Source organism: Burkholderia sp. WTPI3 (assembly GCF_021483755.1).
Taxonomy (GTDB): domain Bacteria; phylum Pseudomonadota; class Gammaproteobacteria; order Burkholderiales; family Burkholderiaceae; genus Burkholderia.
The window spans coordinates 1-16614 of sequence record NZ_JAGIXF010000113.1 but is presented as its reverse complement, the minus strand read 5'-3'; the positions used below and the strand labels follow the sequence as shown (position 1 = coordinate 16614).

General features: G+C 67.4%; 18 protein-coding genes. 9 read left to right on the top strand and 9 right to left on the bottom strand.

Annotation, left to right across the window (positions count from 1 at the left end; all coding sequences use genetic code 11):
* Positions 1 to 799: exodeoxyribonuclease VII large subunit (xseA, locus tag J7024_RS33060; RefSeq protein WP_234745841.1), on the bottom strand; the 799-nt coding region annotated here is incomplete at its 3' end.
* A gap of 450 nt (positions 800 to 1249) precedes the next feature.
* Between xseA and lpxK the strand changes: the two genes are divergently transcribed.
* The 5 genes from lpxK to J7024_RS33035 all read left to right on the top strand — a co-directional run bounded on the left by lpxK (position 1250) and on the right by J7024_RS33035 (position 5196).
* Complete coding sequence (gene lpxK / locus J7024_RS33055; protein ID WP_175751012.1) at positions 1250 to 2278, top strand: tetraacyldisaccharide 4'-kinase; 1029 nt, start codon at positions 1250 to 1252, stop codon at positions 2276 to 2278.
* On the top strand, positions 2259 to 2462 hold the full coding sequence (locus tag J7024_RS33050; RefSeq protein ID WP_006750935.1) for a Trm112 family protein: 204 nt from the start codon (positions 2259 to 2261) through the stop codon (positions 2460 to 2462). The genes lpxK and J7024_RS33050 overlap by 20 nt, the downstream gene beginning before the upstream one ends.
* A 119-nt stretch (positions 2463 to 2581) precedes the next feature.
* On the top strand, positions 2582 to 3373 hold the full coding sequence (gene kdsB, locus J7024_RS33045) for a 3-deoxy-manno-octulosonate cytidylyltransferase (protein ID WP_124827401.1): 792 nt from the start codon (positions 2582 to 2584) through the stop codon (positions 3371 to 3373).
* Between the two features lie 207 nt (positions 3374 to 3580).
* A complete protein-coding gene (gene adk / locus J7024_RS33040) occupies positions 3581 to 4243 on the top strand; it encodes an adenylate kinase (protein WP_124827403.1) in 663 nt (220 codons plus the stop codon).
* 194 nt (positions 4244 to 4437) lie between these two features.
* Positions 4438 to 5196, top strand: coding sequence for an SDR family NAD(P)-dependent oxidoreductase (locus J7024_RS33035; RefSeq protein ID WP_175760871.1), 759 nt, complete (start codon positions 4438 to 4440; stop codon positions 5194 to 5196).
* Between the two features lie 89 nt (positions 5197 to 5285).
* Here J7024_RS33035 and J7024_RS33030 read toward each other — a convergent pair whose 3' ends face one another.
* Together J7024_RS33030 and murJ are read right to left on the bottom strand one after the other, a co-directional pair.
* On the bottom strand, positions 5286 to 6128 hold the full coding sequence (locus J7024_RS33030; protein WP_059528320.1) for a SirB1 family protein: 843 nt from the start codon (positions 6126 to 6128) through the stop codon (positions 5286 to 5288).
* An 8-nt stretch (positions 6129 to 6136) separates the two neighbouring features.
* Positions 6137 to 7687, bottom strand: coding sequence for a murein biosynthesis integral membrane protein MurJ (gene murJ / locus J7024_RS33025; protein ID WP_124827406.1), 1551 nt, complete (start codon positions 7685 to 7687; stop codon positions 6137 to 6139).
* A gap of 302 nt (positions 7688 to 7989) precedes the next feature.
* Here murJ and rpsT point away from each other — a divergent pair, with 302 nt between their 5' ends.
* Positions 7990 to 8262: a 30S ribosomal protein S20 gene (gene rpsT, locus J7024_RS33020; protein WP_006482211.1), complete on the top strand. Its 273-nt coding sequence runs from the start codon at positions 7990 to 7992 to the stop codon at positions 8260 to 8262.
* Positions 8263 to 8415: 153 nt separating this feature from the next.
* On the opposite strand, the gene J7024_RS33015 is transcribed toward rpsT, so the two are convergent.
* Positions 8416 to 8736 (bottom strand): DUF3579 domain-containing protein, encoded by a 321-nt coding sequence (locus J7024_RS33015; RefSeq protein WP_124827408.1) that lies wholly within the window; start codon positions 8734 to 8736, stop codon positions 8416 to 8418.
* 425 nt (positions 8737 to 9161) lie between these two features.
* Between J7024_RS33015 and argF the strand changes: the two genes are divergently transcribed.
* Positions 9162 to 10091: an ornithine carbamoyltransferase gene (gene argF, locus J7024_RS33010; protein WP_096502401.1), complete on the top strand. Its 930-nt coding sequence runs from the start codon at positions 9162 to 9164 to the stop codon at positions 10089 to 10091.
* A gap of 117 nt (positions 10092 to 10208) precedes the next feature.
* Here the strand turns inward: argF and murB are convergent, their stop codons facing one another.
* Complete coding sequence (gene murB / locus J7024_RS33005; RefSeq protein WP_124827410.1) at positions 10209 to 11258, bottom strand: UDP-N-acetylmuramate dehydrogenase; 1050 nt, start codon at positions 11256 to 11258, stop codon at positions 10209 to 10211.
* A 136-nt stretch (positions 11259 to 11394) separates the two neighbouring features.
* Between murB and J7024_RS33000 the strand changes: the two genes are divergently transcribed.
* A complete protein-coding gene (locus tag J7024_RS33000; protein ID WP_057926110.1) occupies positions 11395 to 11880 on the top strand; it encodes a YajQ family cyclic di-GMP-binding protein in 486 nt (161 codons plus the stop codon).
* Positions 11881 to 11964: 84 nt separating this feature from the next.
* Here J7024_RS33000 and plsY read toward each other — a convergent pair whose 3' ends face one another.
* Together plsY and ybaK are read right to left on the bottom strand one after the other, a co-directional pair.
* The gene (gene plsY, locus J7024_RS32995; protein ID WP_124827412.1) at positions 11965 to 12606 is read right to left on the bottom strand and encodes a glycerol-3-phosphate 1-O-acyltransferase PlsY; all 642 of its coding nucleotides are present in this window, start codon (positions 12604 to 12606) and stop codon (positions 11965 to 11967) included.
* 182 nt (positions 12607 to 12788) lie between these two features.
* On the bottom strand, positions 12789 to 13280 hold the full coding sequence (ybaK, locus tag J7024_RS32990; RefSeq protein WP_124827414.1) for a Cys-tRNA(Pro) deacylase: 492 nt from the start codon (positions 13278 to 13280) through the stop codon (positions 12789 to 12791).
* A 264-nt stretch (positions 13281 to 13544) separates the two neighbouring features.
* Between ybaK and J7024_RS32985 the strand changes: the two genes are divergently transcribed.
* Entirely contained in the window at positions 13545 to 15107 is a 1563-nt protein-coding gene (locus J7024_RS32985; RefSeq protein WP_124827416.1) for a class I adenylate-forming enzyme family protein, read from the top strand.
* Positions 15108 to 15151: 44 nt separating this feature from the next.
* Here J7024_RS32985 and xerD read toward each other — a convergent pair whose 3' ends face one another.
* Together xerD and J7024_RS32975 are read right to left on the bottom strand one after the other, a co-directional pair.
* A complete protein-coding gene (gene xerD / locus J7024_RS32980; protein ID WP_124827418.1) occupies positions 15152 to 16108 on the bottom strand; it encodes a site-specific tyrosine recombinase XerD in 957 nt (318 codons plus the stop codon).
* Positions 16105 to 16575, bottom strand: coding sequence for a methylated-DNA--[protein]-cysteine S-methyltransferase (locus J7024_RS32975; protein ID WP_124827420.1), 471 nt, complete (start codon positions 16573 to 16575; stop codon positions 16105 to 16107). Before J7024_RS32975 ends, xerD begins: the two co-directional genes overlap by 4 nt.
* Between the last annotated feature and the right edge of the window lie 39 nt (positions 16576 to 16614).

Genomic DNA, 16614 nt, shown 5'->3' with positions numbered 1-16614 from the left:
TGGGGGTGGGCGCGGGCGGGTGTGGCGCGAAGTCCGCGGTCGGGGAATCGGTTTCGTGGCCGGCACCGCTGATGACCGGCAATTCGCTCGCGGCAATCGCACGCGCGAGCGCTTCGTCGTTGAACGACCACAGATCCTCGATCGAGCCGCCGCCGCGGCAGACGAGCAGCACGTCGACCTCGCGCCGCGCATTCGCCGCCTGCACGGCCGCCACGAGCTTCTCGGCCGAGCCCGCACCCTGCACGGGCGCCGGATAGACGATCACCGGAATGTGCGGCGCGCGGCGCGCGAGCGTGGTCAGGACGTCGCGCAAGGCGGCTGCCTGCAGCGAGGTGACGATGCCGATCGCGCGCGGATGGGTCGGCAACTGGCGCTTGCGCTCCGGCGCGAACAGCCCTTCGGCTTCGAGCTGGGCCTTCAGGCGCAGGAACGCCTCGTACAGGCGCCCCTGCCCGGTGCGCCGCACCGCCTCGACGTTGAGTTGCACCTCGCCGCGCGGCTCGTACATCGTGACGACCGCGCGCACCTCGATCCGGTCACCTTCGCGCGGCGTGAATTCCGCATACTGCGCGCGGCCGCGGAACATCACGCAGCGCATCTGCGCCTGCTGGTCCTTGATCGAGAAATACCAGTGGCCGCTCGCGGCGCGCGTGAAGTTCGACACTTCGCCCGAAATCCACAGCAGCGGAAACGAGCGCTCGAGCATCGTCGAAATTGCACGGTTGAGCGCCGAAACGGGAATCACTTCGTCGCCGCCGCGAGTCGCGCCGGGAGCGGAAAAAGGGGAGTCGAAAGACATGGGCGGTCGAATGAATGCTGGCGGCGACACGATAGTCCGACACGCGCGCGACGTCCAGCGCCGGCCGTCTGCGCCGCGCCGTGCGGAATGTGTCCACACTCTGGCAATCGTCCACCAGAAACGCTTAAAAACCGCGTAAAAAAACAGACGATTCGATATAACACGTTGATTTTTATGAATTTTTAAACATTACAGAAAGATACACCTCCGATTCGATGCCCACCGGGCGGGCGTTTGACGCGAACGGGCGGGGAGTTTTTCACAGAGTTATCCACAAGCCGCGCCGATCCGGCCCCATCGAGGCTGCCGTCCGGCCGCGCTTGCCGCGCCCGCGTGCGACGCGCTAGAGTGCCGCCTTCCGAAGACCTTGCGGCATGCGCCGCCCAACGGAGAATCCGCCTTGACGAATCCGTCCCACGCCGCGGCGCACGACACGCCGCGCCCGGCCCGATGAGCGCGCCCGGCGGTCCGCTCGCGCGGCTCGAAGCGCACCTGACCCGCGAATGGCAGCGACGCGGTGCGCTCGCCTGGGCGCTCACGCCGTTCGCATGCGTATTCGGTCTGTGCGCGGCGCTGCGGCGCGCCGCCTATGCGCAGGGCTGGAAACAACCGGTCGACGTCGGTGTGCCCGTCGTCGTGGTCGGCAACGTGACCGTCGGCGGCACCGGCAAGACGCCGACCGTGATCGCGCTCGTCGATGCGCTGCGCGCGGCCGGCTTCATGCCGGGCGTCGTGTCGCGCGGCTACGGCGCGAACGTGAAGGCGCCGACCGCCGTCACGCCCGCGTCGCGCCCAAGCGCGGCCGGCGACGAACCGCTGCTGATCGCGCGCCGCACCGGCGTGCCGGTCTGGGTATGCCCCGACCGCGTCGCGGCCGCGCAGGCACTGCGCGCCGCGCACCCGGACGTCGACGTGATCGTCAGCGACGACGGCCTGCAGCATTATCGGCTCGCCCGCACGGTCGAGCTCGTCGTGTTCGACCACCGGCTCGGCGGCAACGGCTTCCTGCTGCCGGCCGGCCCGCTGCGCGAGCCGCTGTCGCGCCACCGCGACGCGACGCTCGTCAACGATCCTTACAGCAGCGCGCTGCCGCCGTGGCCCGACACGTATGCGCTCGCGCTGACGCCAGGCGCCGCCTGGCACCTCGACCAGCCGGCGCTGCGCCGCCCGCTGTCGCAATTCGCGAACGAGCGCGTGCTTGCCGCGGCCGGCATCGGCGCGCCCGAGCGCTTCTTTGCGACCCTGCGCGCGGCCGGCCTCTCGCCGGCGACGCGCGCGCTGCCCGACCACTACGCGTTCGCCGACAATCCGTTCGTCGACGACGCAGTCGACGCGATCCTGATCACCGAGAAGGATGCAGTAAAATTGGGCGCTTCCTGGCGCGACGCTCGGCTGTGGGTCGTCCCTGTCGAAGCCGCGCTCGATCCTCGCCTCATTGCCCTCGTTGTGGAGAAACTCCGTGGACGCTCGCCTGCTTGAAATCCTTGTGTGCCCTATCTGCAAAGGCCCGCTCCACTATGACCGCGCTGCGCAGGAGCTGATCTGCAACGCGGACAAGCTCGCCTACCCGATCCGCGACGGCATCCCCGTGATGCTCGTCGACGAAGCGCGCCAGACCGTCGAAGGCACGCCGGTCGACCCGGCCGGCCCCGCCGGCAGCTAAGCCGCCGCGCCGCTGAACCGGCGCACGATCGCGGCCCGTCCGTGGCCGCGCGCCGGGCTTTTCCGGGCGGCCCGCTTCCGACGCGCCGCCCGCCCCGCCCTTCTCACCGCCGAACCCCGATGACTCATCCGCAGCCCTTCATCGCCGTCATTCCTGCCCGGCTCGCGTCGACGCGCCTGCCGAACAAGCCGCTTGCCGATCTCGGCGGCAAGCCGATGGTCGTGCGCGTCGCCGAACGCGCGCGCGAAGCCGGCGCGCAGCAGGTGCTCGTCGCATCCGACGCGCAGGACGTACTCGACGCGGCCCGCGATCACGGCTTCGAAGCGGTGCTGACGCGCGCCGATCATCCGTCCGGTACCGACCGGCTCGCGGAAGTCGCGGCGACATTCGGGTGGAGCGACGACACCGTCATCGTCAACGTACAGGGCGATGAGCCGCTGATCGACCCGGCGCTGGTGCGCGACGTAGCGTCGCACCTCGCCGCCCATGCGGACTGCGCGATCGCGACCGCGGCTCATCCGATCCACGACGCAGCCGACGTGTTCAACCCGAACGTCGTGAAGGTCGCGCTCGACGCGCGCAACGTCGCGATGTACTTCTCGCGTGCGCCGATTCCGTGGAGCCGCGATGCGTACGCGTCGCACTGGCCGGACGTCGCGGCCATGCCGGCACCGGCCTTCCCGGTTTATCGCCACATCGGACTGTATGCCTATCGCGCGCGTTTCCTGCGCACGTATCCGTCGCTCGCGCAGGCACCGATCGAGCAGGCCGAGCAGCTCGAACAGCTGCGCGCGATGTGGCATGGCGAGCGCATCGCCGTGCTCATCACCGGGCAGGCGCCCGCCGCCGGAGTCGACACGCCGGCCGATCTCGCGCGCGTGCAGGCCCTTTTTCAGCCGACTTCAAAATAACCCATGGCATAATCAGGTGATTGTGCGAGCCGTCCGCGACCCGCGCGCCTTCGCTTGCTCCCGCCGCGGTCCTTTCCGGCAGCCACGCGTCGCCATCGACGACGTGTCGCGTCAGACCGGTTCACCGCGCGCAAGGCAAGCCCCGCGCACGTCGTCGTCGACGCTTTTGCGTCTCGCCACACGAATCTACATACCGGAGATATCACCATGCGTTTGATCCTGTTGGGCGCGCCCGGCGCGGGAAAGGGCACCCAGGCAAACTTCATCAAGGAAAAGTTCGGCATCCCGCAAATCTCGACGGGTGACATGCTGCGCGCGGCCGTCAAGGCCGGCTCGCCGCTCGGCGTCGAGGCGAAGGGCTACATGGACGCCGGCAAGCTCGTGCCGGACGCGCTGATCATCGGCCTCGTGAAAGAGCGCCTGAAGGAAGCGGATTGCGCGAACGGCTACCTGTTCGACGGCTTCCCGCGCACGATCGCGCAGGCTGACGCGATGAAGGAAGCGGGCGTCGCGATCGACTACGTGCTCGAGATCGACGTTCCGTTCTCGGAAATCGTCGAGCGCATGAGCGGCCGCCGCACGCACCCGGCATCGGGCCGCACGTATCACGTGAAGTTCAACCCGCCGAAGGTCGAGGGCAAGGACGACGTGACGGGCGAACCGCTGATCCAGCGCGACGACGACAAGGAAGAAACCGTCAAAAAGCGTCTCGAAGTGTACGAAGCGCAAACCAAGCCGCTGATCACGTACTACGGCGACTGGGCGCAACGCGGCGAGGAAAACGGCCTGAAGGCTCCGCAGTATCGCAAGATCTCGGGCCTCGGCAGCGTCGACGAAATCCGCGCGCGCGCATTCGACGCACTGAAGTAAGCGCTGCGTCGCGCACCCGCAAGCCGCCCTTCCCGGGCGGTTTTTTTTCGCCCGACCGCGATTCGCACGACCGCGCTTGTGTGGTCGCCGTGCGATGGCGCCCCGTACAATCGTCCGGATACGTGCGCGCTTGACACCGGCGCGCACCGGCTTTCAGCCGATCGGCAGGCATCGGCCCTACCAAGGAGACAGTCATGGAGATTCGCGGCAACGTCTTTCTGATCACCGGCGGCGCATCGGGCCTCGGCGCGGGAACGGCCCGCATGCTCGCGCAGGCAGGCGGCAAGGTCGTGCTCGCAGACCTGAACGAGACGGCCGGCACGGCGCTCGCGAACGAACTGGGCGGCGTATTCATGCGCTGCGACGTGTCGAGCGAGGCCGACGCACAGGCGGCCGTCGACGCCGCGACGCGCGCGGGTACGCTGCGCGGCCTCGTGAACTGCGCGGGCATCGCGCCCGCCGCGAAAACCGTCGGCAAGGACGGCGCGCATCCGCTCGATGTATTCGCGAAGACGATCAGCGTGAATCTGGTCGGCACCTTCAACATGATCCGGCTCGCGGCCGCTGCGATGGCCGCGACCGCGCCGAACGACGCAGGCGAGCGCGGCGTGATCGTCAGCACCGCCTCGGTCGCCGCGTACGACGGGCAGATCGGCCAGGCTGCATATGCTGCATCGAAGGCCGGCGTCGCGGGCATGACGCTGCCGATCGCGCGCGACCTGTCGCGCAGCGGCATCCGCGTGATGACGATCGCGCCGGGGCTGTTCGAGACGCCGATGCTGCTCGGCATGTCCAAGGACGTGCAGGACGCGCTCGGCGCGATGGTGCCGTTCCCGCCGCGGCTCGGCAAGCCCCACGAATACGCGATGCTGGTGCGTCAGATCGTCGAGAACCCGATGCTCAACGGCGAAGTGATCCGCCTCGACGGCGCGATCCGGATGCAGCCGAAGTAAGGGCTGTACGACGCAAATGCAAAACGCCCGCATTGCGGGCGTTTTCGTTCTGGCTGCCTGTTACCGGTTGCGGCACGGCCGAAGGCGGCTCAGTCCTCGTCGTCGCGCTGCATTCGCTGGCGCAACTCCGTCACCTGCGATTCGACGACGGTTGCGTCGTCCGCATCGGGCCGTTCGCCGAGATACTGCTCGAGATCCTCGAGCGCGGGACGCAAGTAGTCGAGCCGCGCATACGCGAAGCCGCGATCGCGCACTTCGTCTAGTTGCTCGGGCAGCAGGATCACAAGTCGCTGCTGCACCGCGAGCAGCCGCTGCCAGCGTTCCGTCTGCAGATAGATCGTCTTCAGGTTGCGCAGCATCCGCGCGATGATCTCGCGGCTCGTGGCCGGCTGCAGCAGCGCGCGCAACGCACTGTCGACCGCGCCGGCCGCACGCGCAACGTACGGCTCGAGCATCTCGACCATCTCGGCTTCGGACAGCGAATGGCCGTTGGTCGGGTCGATGATCAGGTCGCCGTCCGGCAGCGTCACGCGCAGCAGGAAATGACCGGGGAACGACACGCCGCGCGCCGGCACGCCGATCTGCTCGGCGAGTTCCAGATACAGCACCGACAGCGAGATCGGAATCCCGCGCCGCCGCTTCAGCACCGCGTTCAGGTGACTGTTATCGGGGTCGTAGTAATCGTTGTGATTGCACGCGAAGCCAAGCTCGCGAAAGAAGAACTCGTTGAGCGCGGCGACGCGGTCCTTCAGGTCCGCATCGTCGGCGAGCCGACGGCGCAGCCGCGCGGCCAGCATGTCGATTTCGGCCAGCGTACCCTGCAGGTCGAGGTCGGGATAGGCATCCTGCGCGAGCGACAACGCGGTTTCCGTGACGGGCAGACTATCGTCGTCCGCCACGAGCGTGCTGAAGTAGTCGAGGACGCGGGTCATTGCGGTCGTCACTTGGCGCGCCTTCTGAAGTAAGCGTATTTGAAGCCCATTACCCACAACATACCGAAATATAGTGCAGCGAACAGCACGAGGCACGCGGCCATCAGCGCAATCCGGTCGAGCGGCTGCGCGCGCATGCCGGTCCAGTCGAAGCTGATCGCGCACCAGTGCATCAGGCCCGCGAGCACGAGCGTCGCGCCGATCAGCTGCACGAAGAAGCGCAGCCAGCCCGGCGACGGCTGGTAGATGCCACGCTTGCGCAGCCCGATGAACAGCAGCAGCGAGTTCAGGCACGCGCCGACGCCGATGCTCAGCGTGAGGCCCGCATGACCGATCAGCGGCACAAACACGAAGTTCGAGATCTGCGTGACGATCAGCACGCCGATCGCGATCTTCACGGGCGTCTTGATGTCCTGCTTCGCGTAGAAGCCCGGCGCGAGGATCTTGATCAGGATGATGCCGACGAGGCCGATCCCGTAGGTCGCAAGCGCGCGCGCGACCATCGTGACGGTATGCGCGTCGAACTTGCCGTAGTTGAAGAGGGTCGCGGTGAGCGGCGTCGCAAAGAAGAACAGCGCAAGCGCGCTCGGCGCCGCGAGCAGGAACGTGACGCGCAGCCCCCAGTCGAGCAGTGCCGAGTATTCGTGCGTATCGGCGTCGACGTGCGCCTTCGACAGGCTCGGCAGCAGGATCGTGCCGAGCGCGACGCCGAGCAGGGCCGTCGGGAATTCCATCAGGCGGTCGGCGTAGTTGATCCACGACACCGCGCCCTGCCCGAGCCGCGACGCGATGTTGGTGTTGATGATCAGCGACAGTTGCGCGACCGACACCGCGAACGTCGCGGGCACCATCTTCGCGAGCACACGCTTCACGCCGCGGTGACGCAGCGCACGCACCGGGTTGAGCCCGATCAGCGGCACCATGTCGATCTTCTTCAGGGCCGGCAGCTGCACGAGGAACTGCAGCACGCCGCCCACGATCACGGCCCACGCGAGCGCAAAGACGGGCACCTTCATGTGCGGCGCGACGAACACGGCGGCGGCGATGAACGCGACGTTCAGCAGCACCGGCGCGAAAGCCGGCAGCGAGAAGCTCTTGTAGGTGTTCAGCACGCCGGACGCGAGCGTCGTCAGCGAAATGAACACGATGTACGGGAACATGATCCGCGTCATCGTGACCGCGAGCGGGAACGCCTGCCCGTCGGTGTGCAGGCCTGATGCGACCGCGAACACGACCCACGACGCGCCGGCGATCCCGAGGACCGACAGCACGGCGAGTGCCCATGCGAGCACGGTGGACATCGCATCGACGAGCGCCTTGGTCGCATCGTGCCCTTGCTGGTTCTTGAACTCGGCAAGGATCGGCACGAACGCCTGCGAGAACGCGCCTTCGGCGGACAGGCGGCGCAGCAGGTTCGGAATGCGGAAGGCGACGTAGAACGCGTCGGTGTATTGACTGGCGCCGAACGCACGGGCGATCAGCGTTTCGCGGGCCAGTCCGGTCACGCGCGACAGCAGCGTGAAGCCGCTGACCGTCAGTAGGGCTCGGAATAGATTCATGGGGCGCTTATTATACGGACGTTGCGTGACCCGGCACGGACGGATGCCGAAAAGCGCGCGCGCCGCCGGCGCCCCATCCGGCCGATGTCACGTTGAACTTGCCACGCGCTTGATTTTGTTGCTATAATTGCCGGTTTCTGAGCCTGTACATGCACGGCGCCTGTCGTTTTCATGTCTCGGCCTCGGTTAAAATCACCGTTTTTTATGCGCCCCTGGGCAATCGTTCTCAGGGGACGGATCGAAAAGCAGCGCTTGGCCGTCAGGCTCCAAGCTCTGGAAACAGGACAGGATAAGGAACCGTCATGGCTAACTCCGCACAAGCACGCAAGCGCGCCCGCCAAGCCGCGAAGGCAAATTCGCACAACTCGGCGCTGCGCTCGAAATTCCGTACCGCGATCAAGTCGGTTCGCAAGGCTGTTGAAGCCGGCGACCAGGCAAAGGCTGCCGAGCTGTTCAAGGCTGCCGTGAAGACGATCGACACGATCGCCGACAAGAAGATCGTTCACAAGAACAAGGCCGCTCGCAGCAAGAGCCGCCTGGCCGCAGCCGTCAAGGGTCTGCAGGCAGCAGCGTAAATCCGGTGCGCCCCGCTTCGGCGGGCGCTCCTGTTTCCTGCGATCGCAAAAAAGCCCGCCTAGGCGGGCTTTTTTGCTGCGCGTCGTCCGGACATCATGCCGGCCGGGCATTGGGCGCGCGCCGCATGCGCGAAGCGCCCTCACCCGCCGCACTCATTTCTTCTCGCTGTAGTCCGGCAGCTCGCACGCCTCGCTGACGACGAGGTTGTTGTCCTTCGCGAAATTCAGCACGAAATCGAATGCCATCGGCTCGATGTCGCGCAGCCGGGAATCGAGGATCACGCATTTCAGGTCGCCGATCATCGTCGGGCGCACGTACAGCGAATATTTCAGGCGCGCATTCCGCCCGCTCGCACCTGGCCCGAAGCAGGCCATCACGCCGGCCAGACGCTCCGACCAGTCGCTCGGGCGAAACTTTTTCCCGTCTTTCGTGATGCCCTGGATGAAGAATTCGGTCGGAGGGGTTTCAGCCATGTGGTTACCCAAGTGACGGCCCGGCGATGCCCAGGCAACAGCGCCTGAGTACGCGAACACAAAGCTGGAGTGGACGGCGGCGCAAGCGCTCCGACGCCCTGAAAAACAGGCCTTCGATGCGCGCCACCGGTGCGCCGCACCGGATTTGTGCAGCGCATGGCTTGTGTCCGGCAGAGCGCGAAACGGCTTGCCTGCCGGGCTGGAGAAAACTTTTGAATTATACCGCAGCGCGCCATCACGCGTCGTCTCGCGGCCCCTCTTCCGACACCCTCCGGCACCCGACCGGGACCCGCTTCGATCGCGCCCCGGTTTTCGTCGTAGCTCGTCAAAGCACAGAAAATCCTTTATGCTGCTTTGAGTTATCCACACCCGACGGCGGCGCCGTCCGGCCTCGCTGCCGGGTGAGACCCGCCGTATTTCGTTTCATGACCGCCAAAACCATTCGTCACTACCTGCAGTTCAAGGATTTCTCGCTGGAAGACTACGAGTACGTGCTCGAACGCACGGGTATCCTGAAACGCAAGTTCAAGAACTACGAGACCTATCACCCGCTGCACGACCGCACGCTCGCGATGATCTTCGAGAAGAGCTCGACGCGCACGCGGCTGTCGTTCGAAGCCGGCATCTTCCAGCTCGGCGGCCACGCGGTCTTCATGAGCACGCGCGACACGCAGCTCGGCCGCGGCGAGCCCGTCGAGGATTCCGCGCAAGTCATCTCGCGGATGGTCGACATCATCATGATCCGCACGTTCGAGCAGGACGTGATCACGCGCTTCGCGCAGAATTCCCGCGTGCCGGTGATCAACGGCCTGACCAACGAATACCACCCGTGCCAGGTGCTAGCCGACATCTTCACGTACTACGAGCACCGCGGCCCGATCGCCGGTAAGACGGTCGCGTGGGTCGGTGACGCGAACAACATGCTGTACACGTGGATCGAGGCCGCGCAGATCCTCGGCTTCAAGCTGCGCCTGTCGACGCCACCAGGCTATGCGCTCGACATGAAGCTCGTGTCGCCGGACAGCGCGCCGTTCTACGAGGTGTTCGACGATCCGAACGAAGCATGCAAGGGCGCCGATCTCGTGACGACCGACGTGTGGACGAGCATGGGTTTCGAAGCCGAGAACGAAGCACGCAAGCAGGCGTTCGCCGACTGGTGCGTCGACGAGGAAATGATGGGCCATGCGAACGCCGATGCGCTGTTCATGCATTGCCTGCCCGCCCACCGCGGCGAGGAAGTGACGGCCGGCGTGATCGACGGCCCGCAAAGCGTCGTGTGGGACGAAGCGGAAAACCGCCTGCACGTGCAGAAGGCGCTGATGGAGTTCCTGCTGCTCGGCCGCCTCAAGCACTGAGCGCAGCACGCGCGCGCCGCCGCAATCCGGCGGCAGGCCAAAAAAGCGCCGATCGTCGATCGGCGCTTTTTGTTTGTGCCGGCGAAACGGGATTGAAAGCCGGGATTGAAAGCCGCGTTACAGGCAGACCGGTTCCGGTTCGAGCTCGACGCCGAAGCGCGTGCGCACGTCGTCCTGGATCGCGCGTGCCAGCGCGAGCACGTCGGCGCCCGTCGCGCCGCCGCGATTGACCAGCACGAGTGCCTGCCGGTCGTGCACGGCCGCGGCGCCAAGCGCGCGCCCTTTCCAGCCGCAGCGATCGATCAGCCAGCCGGCCGCGAGCTTCACGTGCCCGTCCGGCTGCGGATACGACACGACGTCCGGCGCGCGCGCGCGCAGCGCATCGAACTGCGCGGCATCGATCACCGGATTCTTGAAGAAGCTGCCCGCGTTGCCGAGCACGAGCGGATCGGGCAGCTTCGCGCGGCGGATCGCGACGACCGCGTCGAACACGTCGCGCGGCGTCGCCGCATCGGCCGCGATGCCGCGCGCGTCGAGCTCGCGCGTGACGTCCGCATAGCCGAGCCGCGGCGTCCAGCGCTTGGGCAGCCGGAACGTCACCGCCACGATCGCGAAACGGCCGCGCCCTTCCCGCTTGAAGAAGCTGTCCCGATAACCGAATGCGCAGCGCGCGGCGTCGAAGCGCTCGCTGCGCCCCGTCGCGAGCTCGACGGCGACCAGCGAATCGAAATACGTCTTCATCTCGAGGCCATAAGCACCGATGTTCTGGATCGGCGCGGCGCCGACGGTGCCCGGAATCAGCGCGAGGTTCTCGAGGCCCGGCATCCCGTGCTCGAGCGTCCATGCGACGAACGCGTGCCACGTCTCGCCGCCGCCGGCCTCGACGTACCATGCGTCATCGTCTTCGCGCACGACGCGGCGGCCGGCGATCTCGTCGAGCAGCACGACGCCGTCGAAATCACGCGTGAACACGACGTTGCTGCCGCCGCCGAGCACGAGTTGCGGCAGGTTCGCGACGCGCGGGTCGCGATGCAGCGCCGCGAACTGCGCCGCATCCGTGATGCGTGCGGCGAAGCGCGCGCGCGCGCCGATGCCGAACGTGTTGTGCGCGGCGAGCGGATGGTCGGGGAGCAGCGACAGGGCGGAATCGTCAGGAGGCATCGGCATTCGCGGTCACGTCCGCCCAGCAGGCGCACGGCCGGCCTTGGGCAAACGAAGGGGCATCGGTAAAATGGCAAACAGTCCGCAATTATAGCGAGTGCCCGTGCGCGAGCCGGGCGCCCGCATCTCAAGGGAGAATGCCATGCCATCGTTCGACGTCGTTTCCGAAGCGAACATGATCGAAGTGAAGAACGCCATCGAGCAGTCGAACAAGGAAATTTCGACACGCTTCGACTTCAAGGGCTCCGACGCACGCGTCGAGCAGAAGGAGCGCGAGCTCACGCTGTTCGCCGACGACGATTTCAAGCTCGGCCAGGTCAAGGACGTGCTGATCAACAAGTTGGCCAAGCGCAACGTCGACGTGCGCTTCCTCGATTACGGCAAGGTCGAAAAGATCGGCGGCGACAAGGTCAAGCAGATCGTCACCGTGAAGAAAGGCGTGACGGGCGATCTCGCGAAGAAGATCGTCAGGCTCGTGAAAGACAGCAAGATCAAGGTGCAGGCGAGCATCCAGGGCGACGCGGTACGCGTGGCCGGCACGAAGCGCGACGATCTGCAAAACGTGATCGCCATGCTGCGCAAGGACGTGACCGACACCCCGCTCGACTTCAACAACTTCCGCGACTGATCAACGCCGTCGGCCGGTCATGCCGCGCCGCCGGGCCCCGCGCAGGCGAGGCGCCCCGGCGGGCGGCGGCAGTCATTCCTTCCTTCAGGCTTTCCCGCCATCCTGCGCGCCGCCGTCGGCCGCTGCCTTCTTCTTGTCGCCGATCCGGCTTTCCTGCCCCGCCAGCAGCTTCGAGATGTTGCCGCGATGACGCCACACGAGCAGCACGCTCATCGCGAGCACGGCCCATGCGATCGGGTTGTGGCCCGGCATGCCGAACAGGAACACGTCGAACAGCGGCGCGAACACGGCCGCCACCAGCGCCGCGAGCGACGAATAGCGGAAGAAGAACGCGATGATCAGCCAGGTCAGCGCGGTCGCGAGCCCGAGCGCCGGGTGCACGGCGAGCAGCACGCCGGCCGCGGTCGCGACGCCCTTGCCGCCCTGGAAGCGGAAGAACACCGGATACAGGTGGCCGAGGAACACGGCGATGGCGACCCAGGCGACCGCGACGTCGGGCAGCCCGAAGTGCCGTGCGAGCCAGACGGCGATCCAGCCCTTGAACGCGTCGCCGACGAGCGTCAGGATTGCGGCCTTCTTGTTGCCGCTGCGCAGCACGTTGGTCGCGCCGGGATTCTTCGACCCGTACGAACGGGGATCGGCCAGGCCCATTGCGGCGCTGACGACGACGGCGAACGACACCGAACCGATCAGGTAGGCAACAAGTGCGGCGAGCAGGATCTGCATGCGGAGAACTCTTCTTTCAACGTATCGGTGAAGGGACGGCCGGGCACGGCGTGCCGGCCGGTTGCGGCAGACGCCGTCGCGACGCTCCGCCGGCAGGCAGTGGCGACCGGCCACGCGGGCCGACCGGCCGAAACGGCGCCCATTCTACCGAACGAGCACGGTCTGCCACGAAGGTGAAACCCTCAGTCGACACTCGCGCACTGCACGGGCGTCGCGCCGAGCAGCGTCGTGAGCGCCGAGGGCGCGAGGCTCACGAGATAGCCGCGGCGGCCGCCGTTCAGGTAGATCGTCGGCAATTCGAGGATCGTCGATTCTACGTACACGGGCATCGTCTTGCGCGTGCCGAACGGCGACGTGCCGCCGACCAGGTAGCCGGAGTGGCGGTTCGCGACCTCGGGCTTGCACGGCTCGATGCGCTTCGCGCCGATCTGCCGCGCGAGGTTCTTGGTCGACACCGTGCGGTCGCCGTGCATCAGCACGATCAGCGGCTTCGCGTGCTCGTCCTCCATCACGAGCGTCTTCACGACGCTATGTTCGTCGACGCCGAGCTGGCGCGCCGATTCGCCGGTGCCGCCGTGCTCGACGTATTCGTACGGATGCTCGCCGAACGCGACGCCGTGGCGGCGCAGCAACTGGGTCGCGGGTGTCTCGGACACGTGTCTGGATTTGCTCATGGCGGCATTTTAATGGCGAACGACCGGCGGGCGGGCGCCATTGCACGATCGCCCGTCACGGGCTCGCGCGAATGCGCGGCACGCCGGCGCTATACTCGCGGCCCCCTCGGGTACCGGCCGAAGCCGACGCCCCGCGACGCCCCATCATTGCGGCGCGTGCGAAGCGTTATTGCCCGATTGGCCGGTTGTGGCGTACGCGCCGTCATGGCACGATCGTTCGCAAATATCGCCGTGCCGCCGCCCGGCCCTTCCACTGGAGACGCCATGACCTCGTCTGACCGCTCATCCGCGCCGCTCGACGTCGCGGCCCTGCTCGCCGCGTTGCCCGATCGTATCGCCGACGTGCCCGCCCGCTGGGCCGCGCGCGCGCCCGCGCACCCGGCGTTGATCGAGGACGCGCGCCGCCTGTCGTACGGCGAGCTGGCGCGCGCCGTCGACGCGGCCGCCGAACGGCTCGCGAGCCTCGGCGTGCGCGGCGGCGACCGCGTGATGATCGTAGCCGAAAACAGCGTCGCGCAGATCGCGCTGCTGTTCGCGGTCGCACGCGTCGACGCATGGGCCCTGATGACGAACGCGCGGCTGTCGGCCGGCGAACTCGATGCGATCGCCGCGCACGCGCAGCCGAAACTGATCGCCTTCGCGACGGAAGCGTCGCCCGATGCGCGCACGCACGCGGCGCGCTACGACGCGACGCCGGCCGGCGCGCTGCCGATCGACATCGGCGCGTGGTCGCACCGGCTCGACGCGAACGCCCCCGGCGAGCCCGTCGCGACCGACGGCGCCGCCCAATGCGCGGCGCTGATCTACACGACCGGCACCACGGGCGCGCCGAAAGGCGTGATGCTGTCGCATCGCAACCTGCTGTTCATCGCGGCAACCTCGAGCACGCTGCGCCGCGTGTCGCCCGACGACGTGGTGTACACGGTGCTGCCGGTTTCGCACGTATACGGGCTCGCGTCGGTCTGCCTCGGCAGCCTGTATGCAGGCGCGACGCTGCGGCTCGCACCGCGCTTTTCGCCGGAGGCCGTGCGCGTCGCGCTGGCCGACGAAGGGGTGACGATCTTCCAGGGCGTGCCCGCGATGCACGCAAAGCTGCTCGAGCACCTGCATACGCACGCTCACGCGTGGCACGCGCCGCGCCTGCGCTTCGCGTATTCGGGCGGCTCGCCGCTCGACGCCGACCTGAAGGCACGCGTCGAGCGCAGCTACGGCGTGCCGCTGCACAACGGCTACGGGATGACCGAAAGCAGCCCGACGATCACGCAGACACCGCTCGACGCGCCGCGCACCGATTGCTCGGTCGGCGTGCCGATTCCCGGTGTCGAGATGCGGATCGTCGCACCCGACGGCACCGACGTGCCGCCCGGTGAAGTAGGCGAAATTCGCGTGCGCGGGCCGAACGTGATGCTCGGCTACTACCGCAACGCGGACGCAACGCGTGCCGCCGTGTCGCCCGACGGCTGGCTGAGTACCGGCGATCTCGCGCGGCAGGGGGCCGACGGCGCGGTGACGATCGCGGGCCGCAGCAAGGAATTGATCATCCGTTCGGGCTTCAACGTGTATCCGGTCGAAGTCGAACAGGTGCTGAACGCGCATCCGGACGTCGTGCAGGCGGCGGTCATCGGCCGTGCGGTCGAGGGCAACGAGGAAGTGCTCGCGTTCGTCGAGCTGATGCAGGGCGCGGCAGCGACCGAGGCCGCGCTGCACGCCTGGTGCGCGGAACGCCTCGCGCCTTACAAGCGCCCCGCGCACATCCGCATACTCGATGCGCTGCCGGCCGCATCGACCGGCAAGGTGCTCAAGCACAGGCTGCGCGAACTCGCGTAACGCGCAGCGCGTACCGGCGCGCGACCCGCCCGGTACGCGCCGAATCAGCCGCGCGGATGATGCTGCGCGTGCAGCGTCTTCAGCCGCTCGCGCGCGACGTGCGTGTAGATCTGCGTGGTCGAGATGTCGCTGTGACCGAGCAGCAGCTGCACGACGCGCAGGTCGGCGCCGTGGTTCAGCAGGTGCGTCGCGAACGCGTGCCGCAGCGTGTGCGGCGACAGGTGCGCGCGCACGTCGGCGCGCTGCGCATGGCGCTTGATGATGTTCCAGAACTGCTGACGCGTCATCCCGTCGCCGCGCGCGGTCACGAACAGCGCGTCGGCCGCGCGCGCACCGAGCAGCGCCGGCCGCGCCTCGCGCAGATAGCGCTCGATCCAGCCGTGCGCGACTTCGCCGAACGGCACGAGCCGCTCCTTCGAACCCTTGCCCATCACGCGCACGACGCCTTCGTTGAGCCCGACCTCGACCGTCTTCAGCGTGACGAGCTCGCTCACGCGCAGCCCGCTCGCGTACATCAGCTCGAGCATCGTGCGATCGCGCAAGCCGAGCGGCGTGTCGATGTCGGGCGCGCCGAGCAGCGCCTCGACCTGCGCCTCGGACAACGTCGACGGAAAGCGCGCGGCCTGCTTCGCCGACGTGATCCGCAGCGTCGGATCGGCGCTCGCATGATGTTCGCGCACGGCCCAGCCGTAATAGCGCCGGAACACCGACAAACGACGGTTCGACGAGGTCGCCTTGCCGTCGCTGCGCGCGGAGATATAGCCCGTCACCATCGATTCGTCGGCCGCATCGAGCGGCGCGTCATGCGTCGCTGCCAGCCAGCGGGAAAACAGCACCAGATCGCGCCGGTATGCGTCGAGCGTATTGCGCGCGAGCCCGTGCTCGAGCCACAGCGCATCGCAGAACACGTCGATCGACGCGCGGCTCGCGCGCAGCGCGGGCGATGCCGCGGCCGCGTCGTCGTCGGACCCTGCGTCGGGGGAAAGCAGCGGTTCGCTCATCGGTACGGCACACCTTCGTGCGCGAGCAGCCAGCGCTTCACTTGCTGGTAATAGCCGTTGTCGTCGTGATTCGCGAAGCCGCCGAGGCCGCCCGCCGCGACGACGCGATGGCATGGAATCACGAGCGGAAAATAGTTCGCGCCGCACGCCTGGCCGACCGCGCGCGGCGCGCTGCCGATGCGCTTCGCGACTTGACCGTAGGTCAGCACCGTGCCCGGCGGAATGTCGCTGATCACGTTCCACACGCGATGCTGGAACGCGCTGCCGACTTCCGCGAGCGGCAGGTCGAAGCGCGCCGACGCACGCTCGAAATAACGTTCGATCTGCCTGACCGCGCGCTTCGCGAGCGGCGAGTCCGGGTCGACCGACTTCATCGATTCGGGCAGATAGACGATCTCGCGCACCACCGCGGCATCGGTGCGGATGCCGACCTTGCCGAACGGTGCGTCGACGACTGCGTTGAACATGACCCTCTCCTCACCTGTGACACGTGCGGCGCCCTCGCG

Coding starts and splice junctions, on each gene's coding strand:
- xerD (WP_124827418.1), bottom strand. CDS start 16,108: ATGAGCGAACCGCTGCTTTCCCCCGACGCAGGGTCCGACGACGACGCG.
- kdsB (WP_124827401.1), top strand. CDS start 2,582: ATGACTCATCCGCAGCCCTTCATCGCCGTCATTCCTGCCCGGCTCGCG.
- argF (WP_096502401.1), top strand. CDS start 9,162: ATGACCGCCAAAACCATTCGTCACTACCTGCAGTTCAAGGATTTCTCG.
- adk (WP_124827403.1), top strand. CDS start 3,581: ATGCGTTTGATCCTGTTGGGCGCGCCCGGCGCGGGAAAGGGCACCCAG.
- J7024_RS32985 (WP_124827416.1), top strand. CDS start 13,545: ATGACCTCGTCTGACCGCTCATCCGCGCCGCTCGACGTCGCGGCCCTG.
- murJ (WP_124827406.1), bottom strand. CDS start 7,687: ATGAATCTATTCCGAGCCCTACTGACGGTCAGCGGCTTCACGCTGCTG.
- J7024_RS32975 (WP_124827420.1), bottom strand. CDS start 16,575: ATGTTCAACGCAGTCGTCGACGCACCGTTCGGCAAGGTCGGCATCCGC.
- J7024_RS33015 (WP_124827408.1), bottom strand. CDS start 8,736: ATGGCTGAAACCCCTCCGACCGAATTCTTCATCCAGGGCATCACGAAA.
- lpxK (WP_175751012.1), top strand. CDS start 1,250: ATGAGCGCGCCCGGCGGTCCGCTCGCGCGGCTCGAAGCGCACCTGACC.
- J7024_RS33035 (WP_175760871.1), top strand. CDS start 4,438: ATGGAGATTCGCGGCAACGTCTTTCTGATCACCGGCGGCGCATCGGGC.
- J7024_RS33000 (WP_057926110.1), top strand. CDS start 11,395: ATGCCATCGTTCGACGTCGTTTCCGAAGCGAACATGATCGAAGTGAAG.
- J7024_RS33030 (WP_059528320.1), bottom strand. CDS start 6,128: ATGACCCGCGTCCTCGACTACTTCAGCACGCTCGTGGCGGACGACGAT.
- plsY (WP_124827412.1), bottom strand. CDS start 12,606: ATGCAGATCCTGCTCGCCGCACTTGTTGCCTACCTGATCGGTTCGGTG.
- rpsT (WP_006482211.1), top strand. CDS start 7,990: ATGGCTAACTCCGCACAAGCACGCAAGCGCGCCCGCCAAGCCGCGAAG.
- murB (WP_124827410.1), bottom strand. CDS start 11,258: ATGCCGATGCCTCCTGACGATTCCGCCCTGTCGCTGCTCCCCGACCAT.
- ybaK (WP_124827414.1), bottom strand. CDS start 13,280: ATGAGCAAATCCAGACACGTGTCCGAGACACCCGCGACCCAGTTGCTG.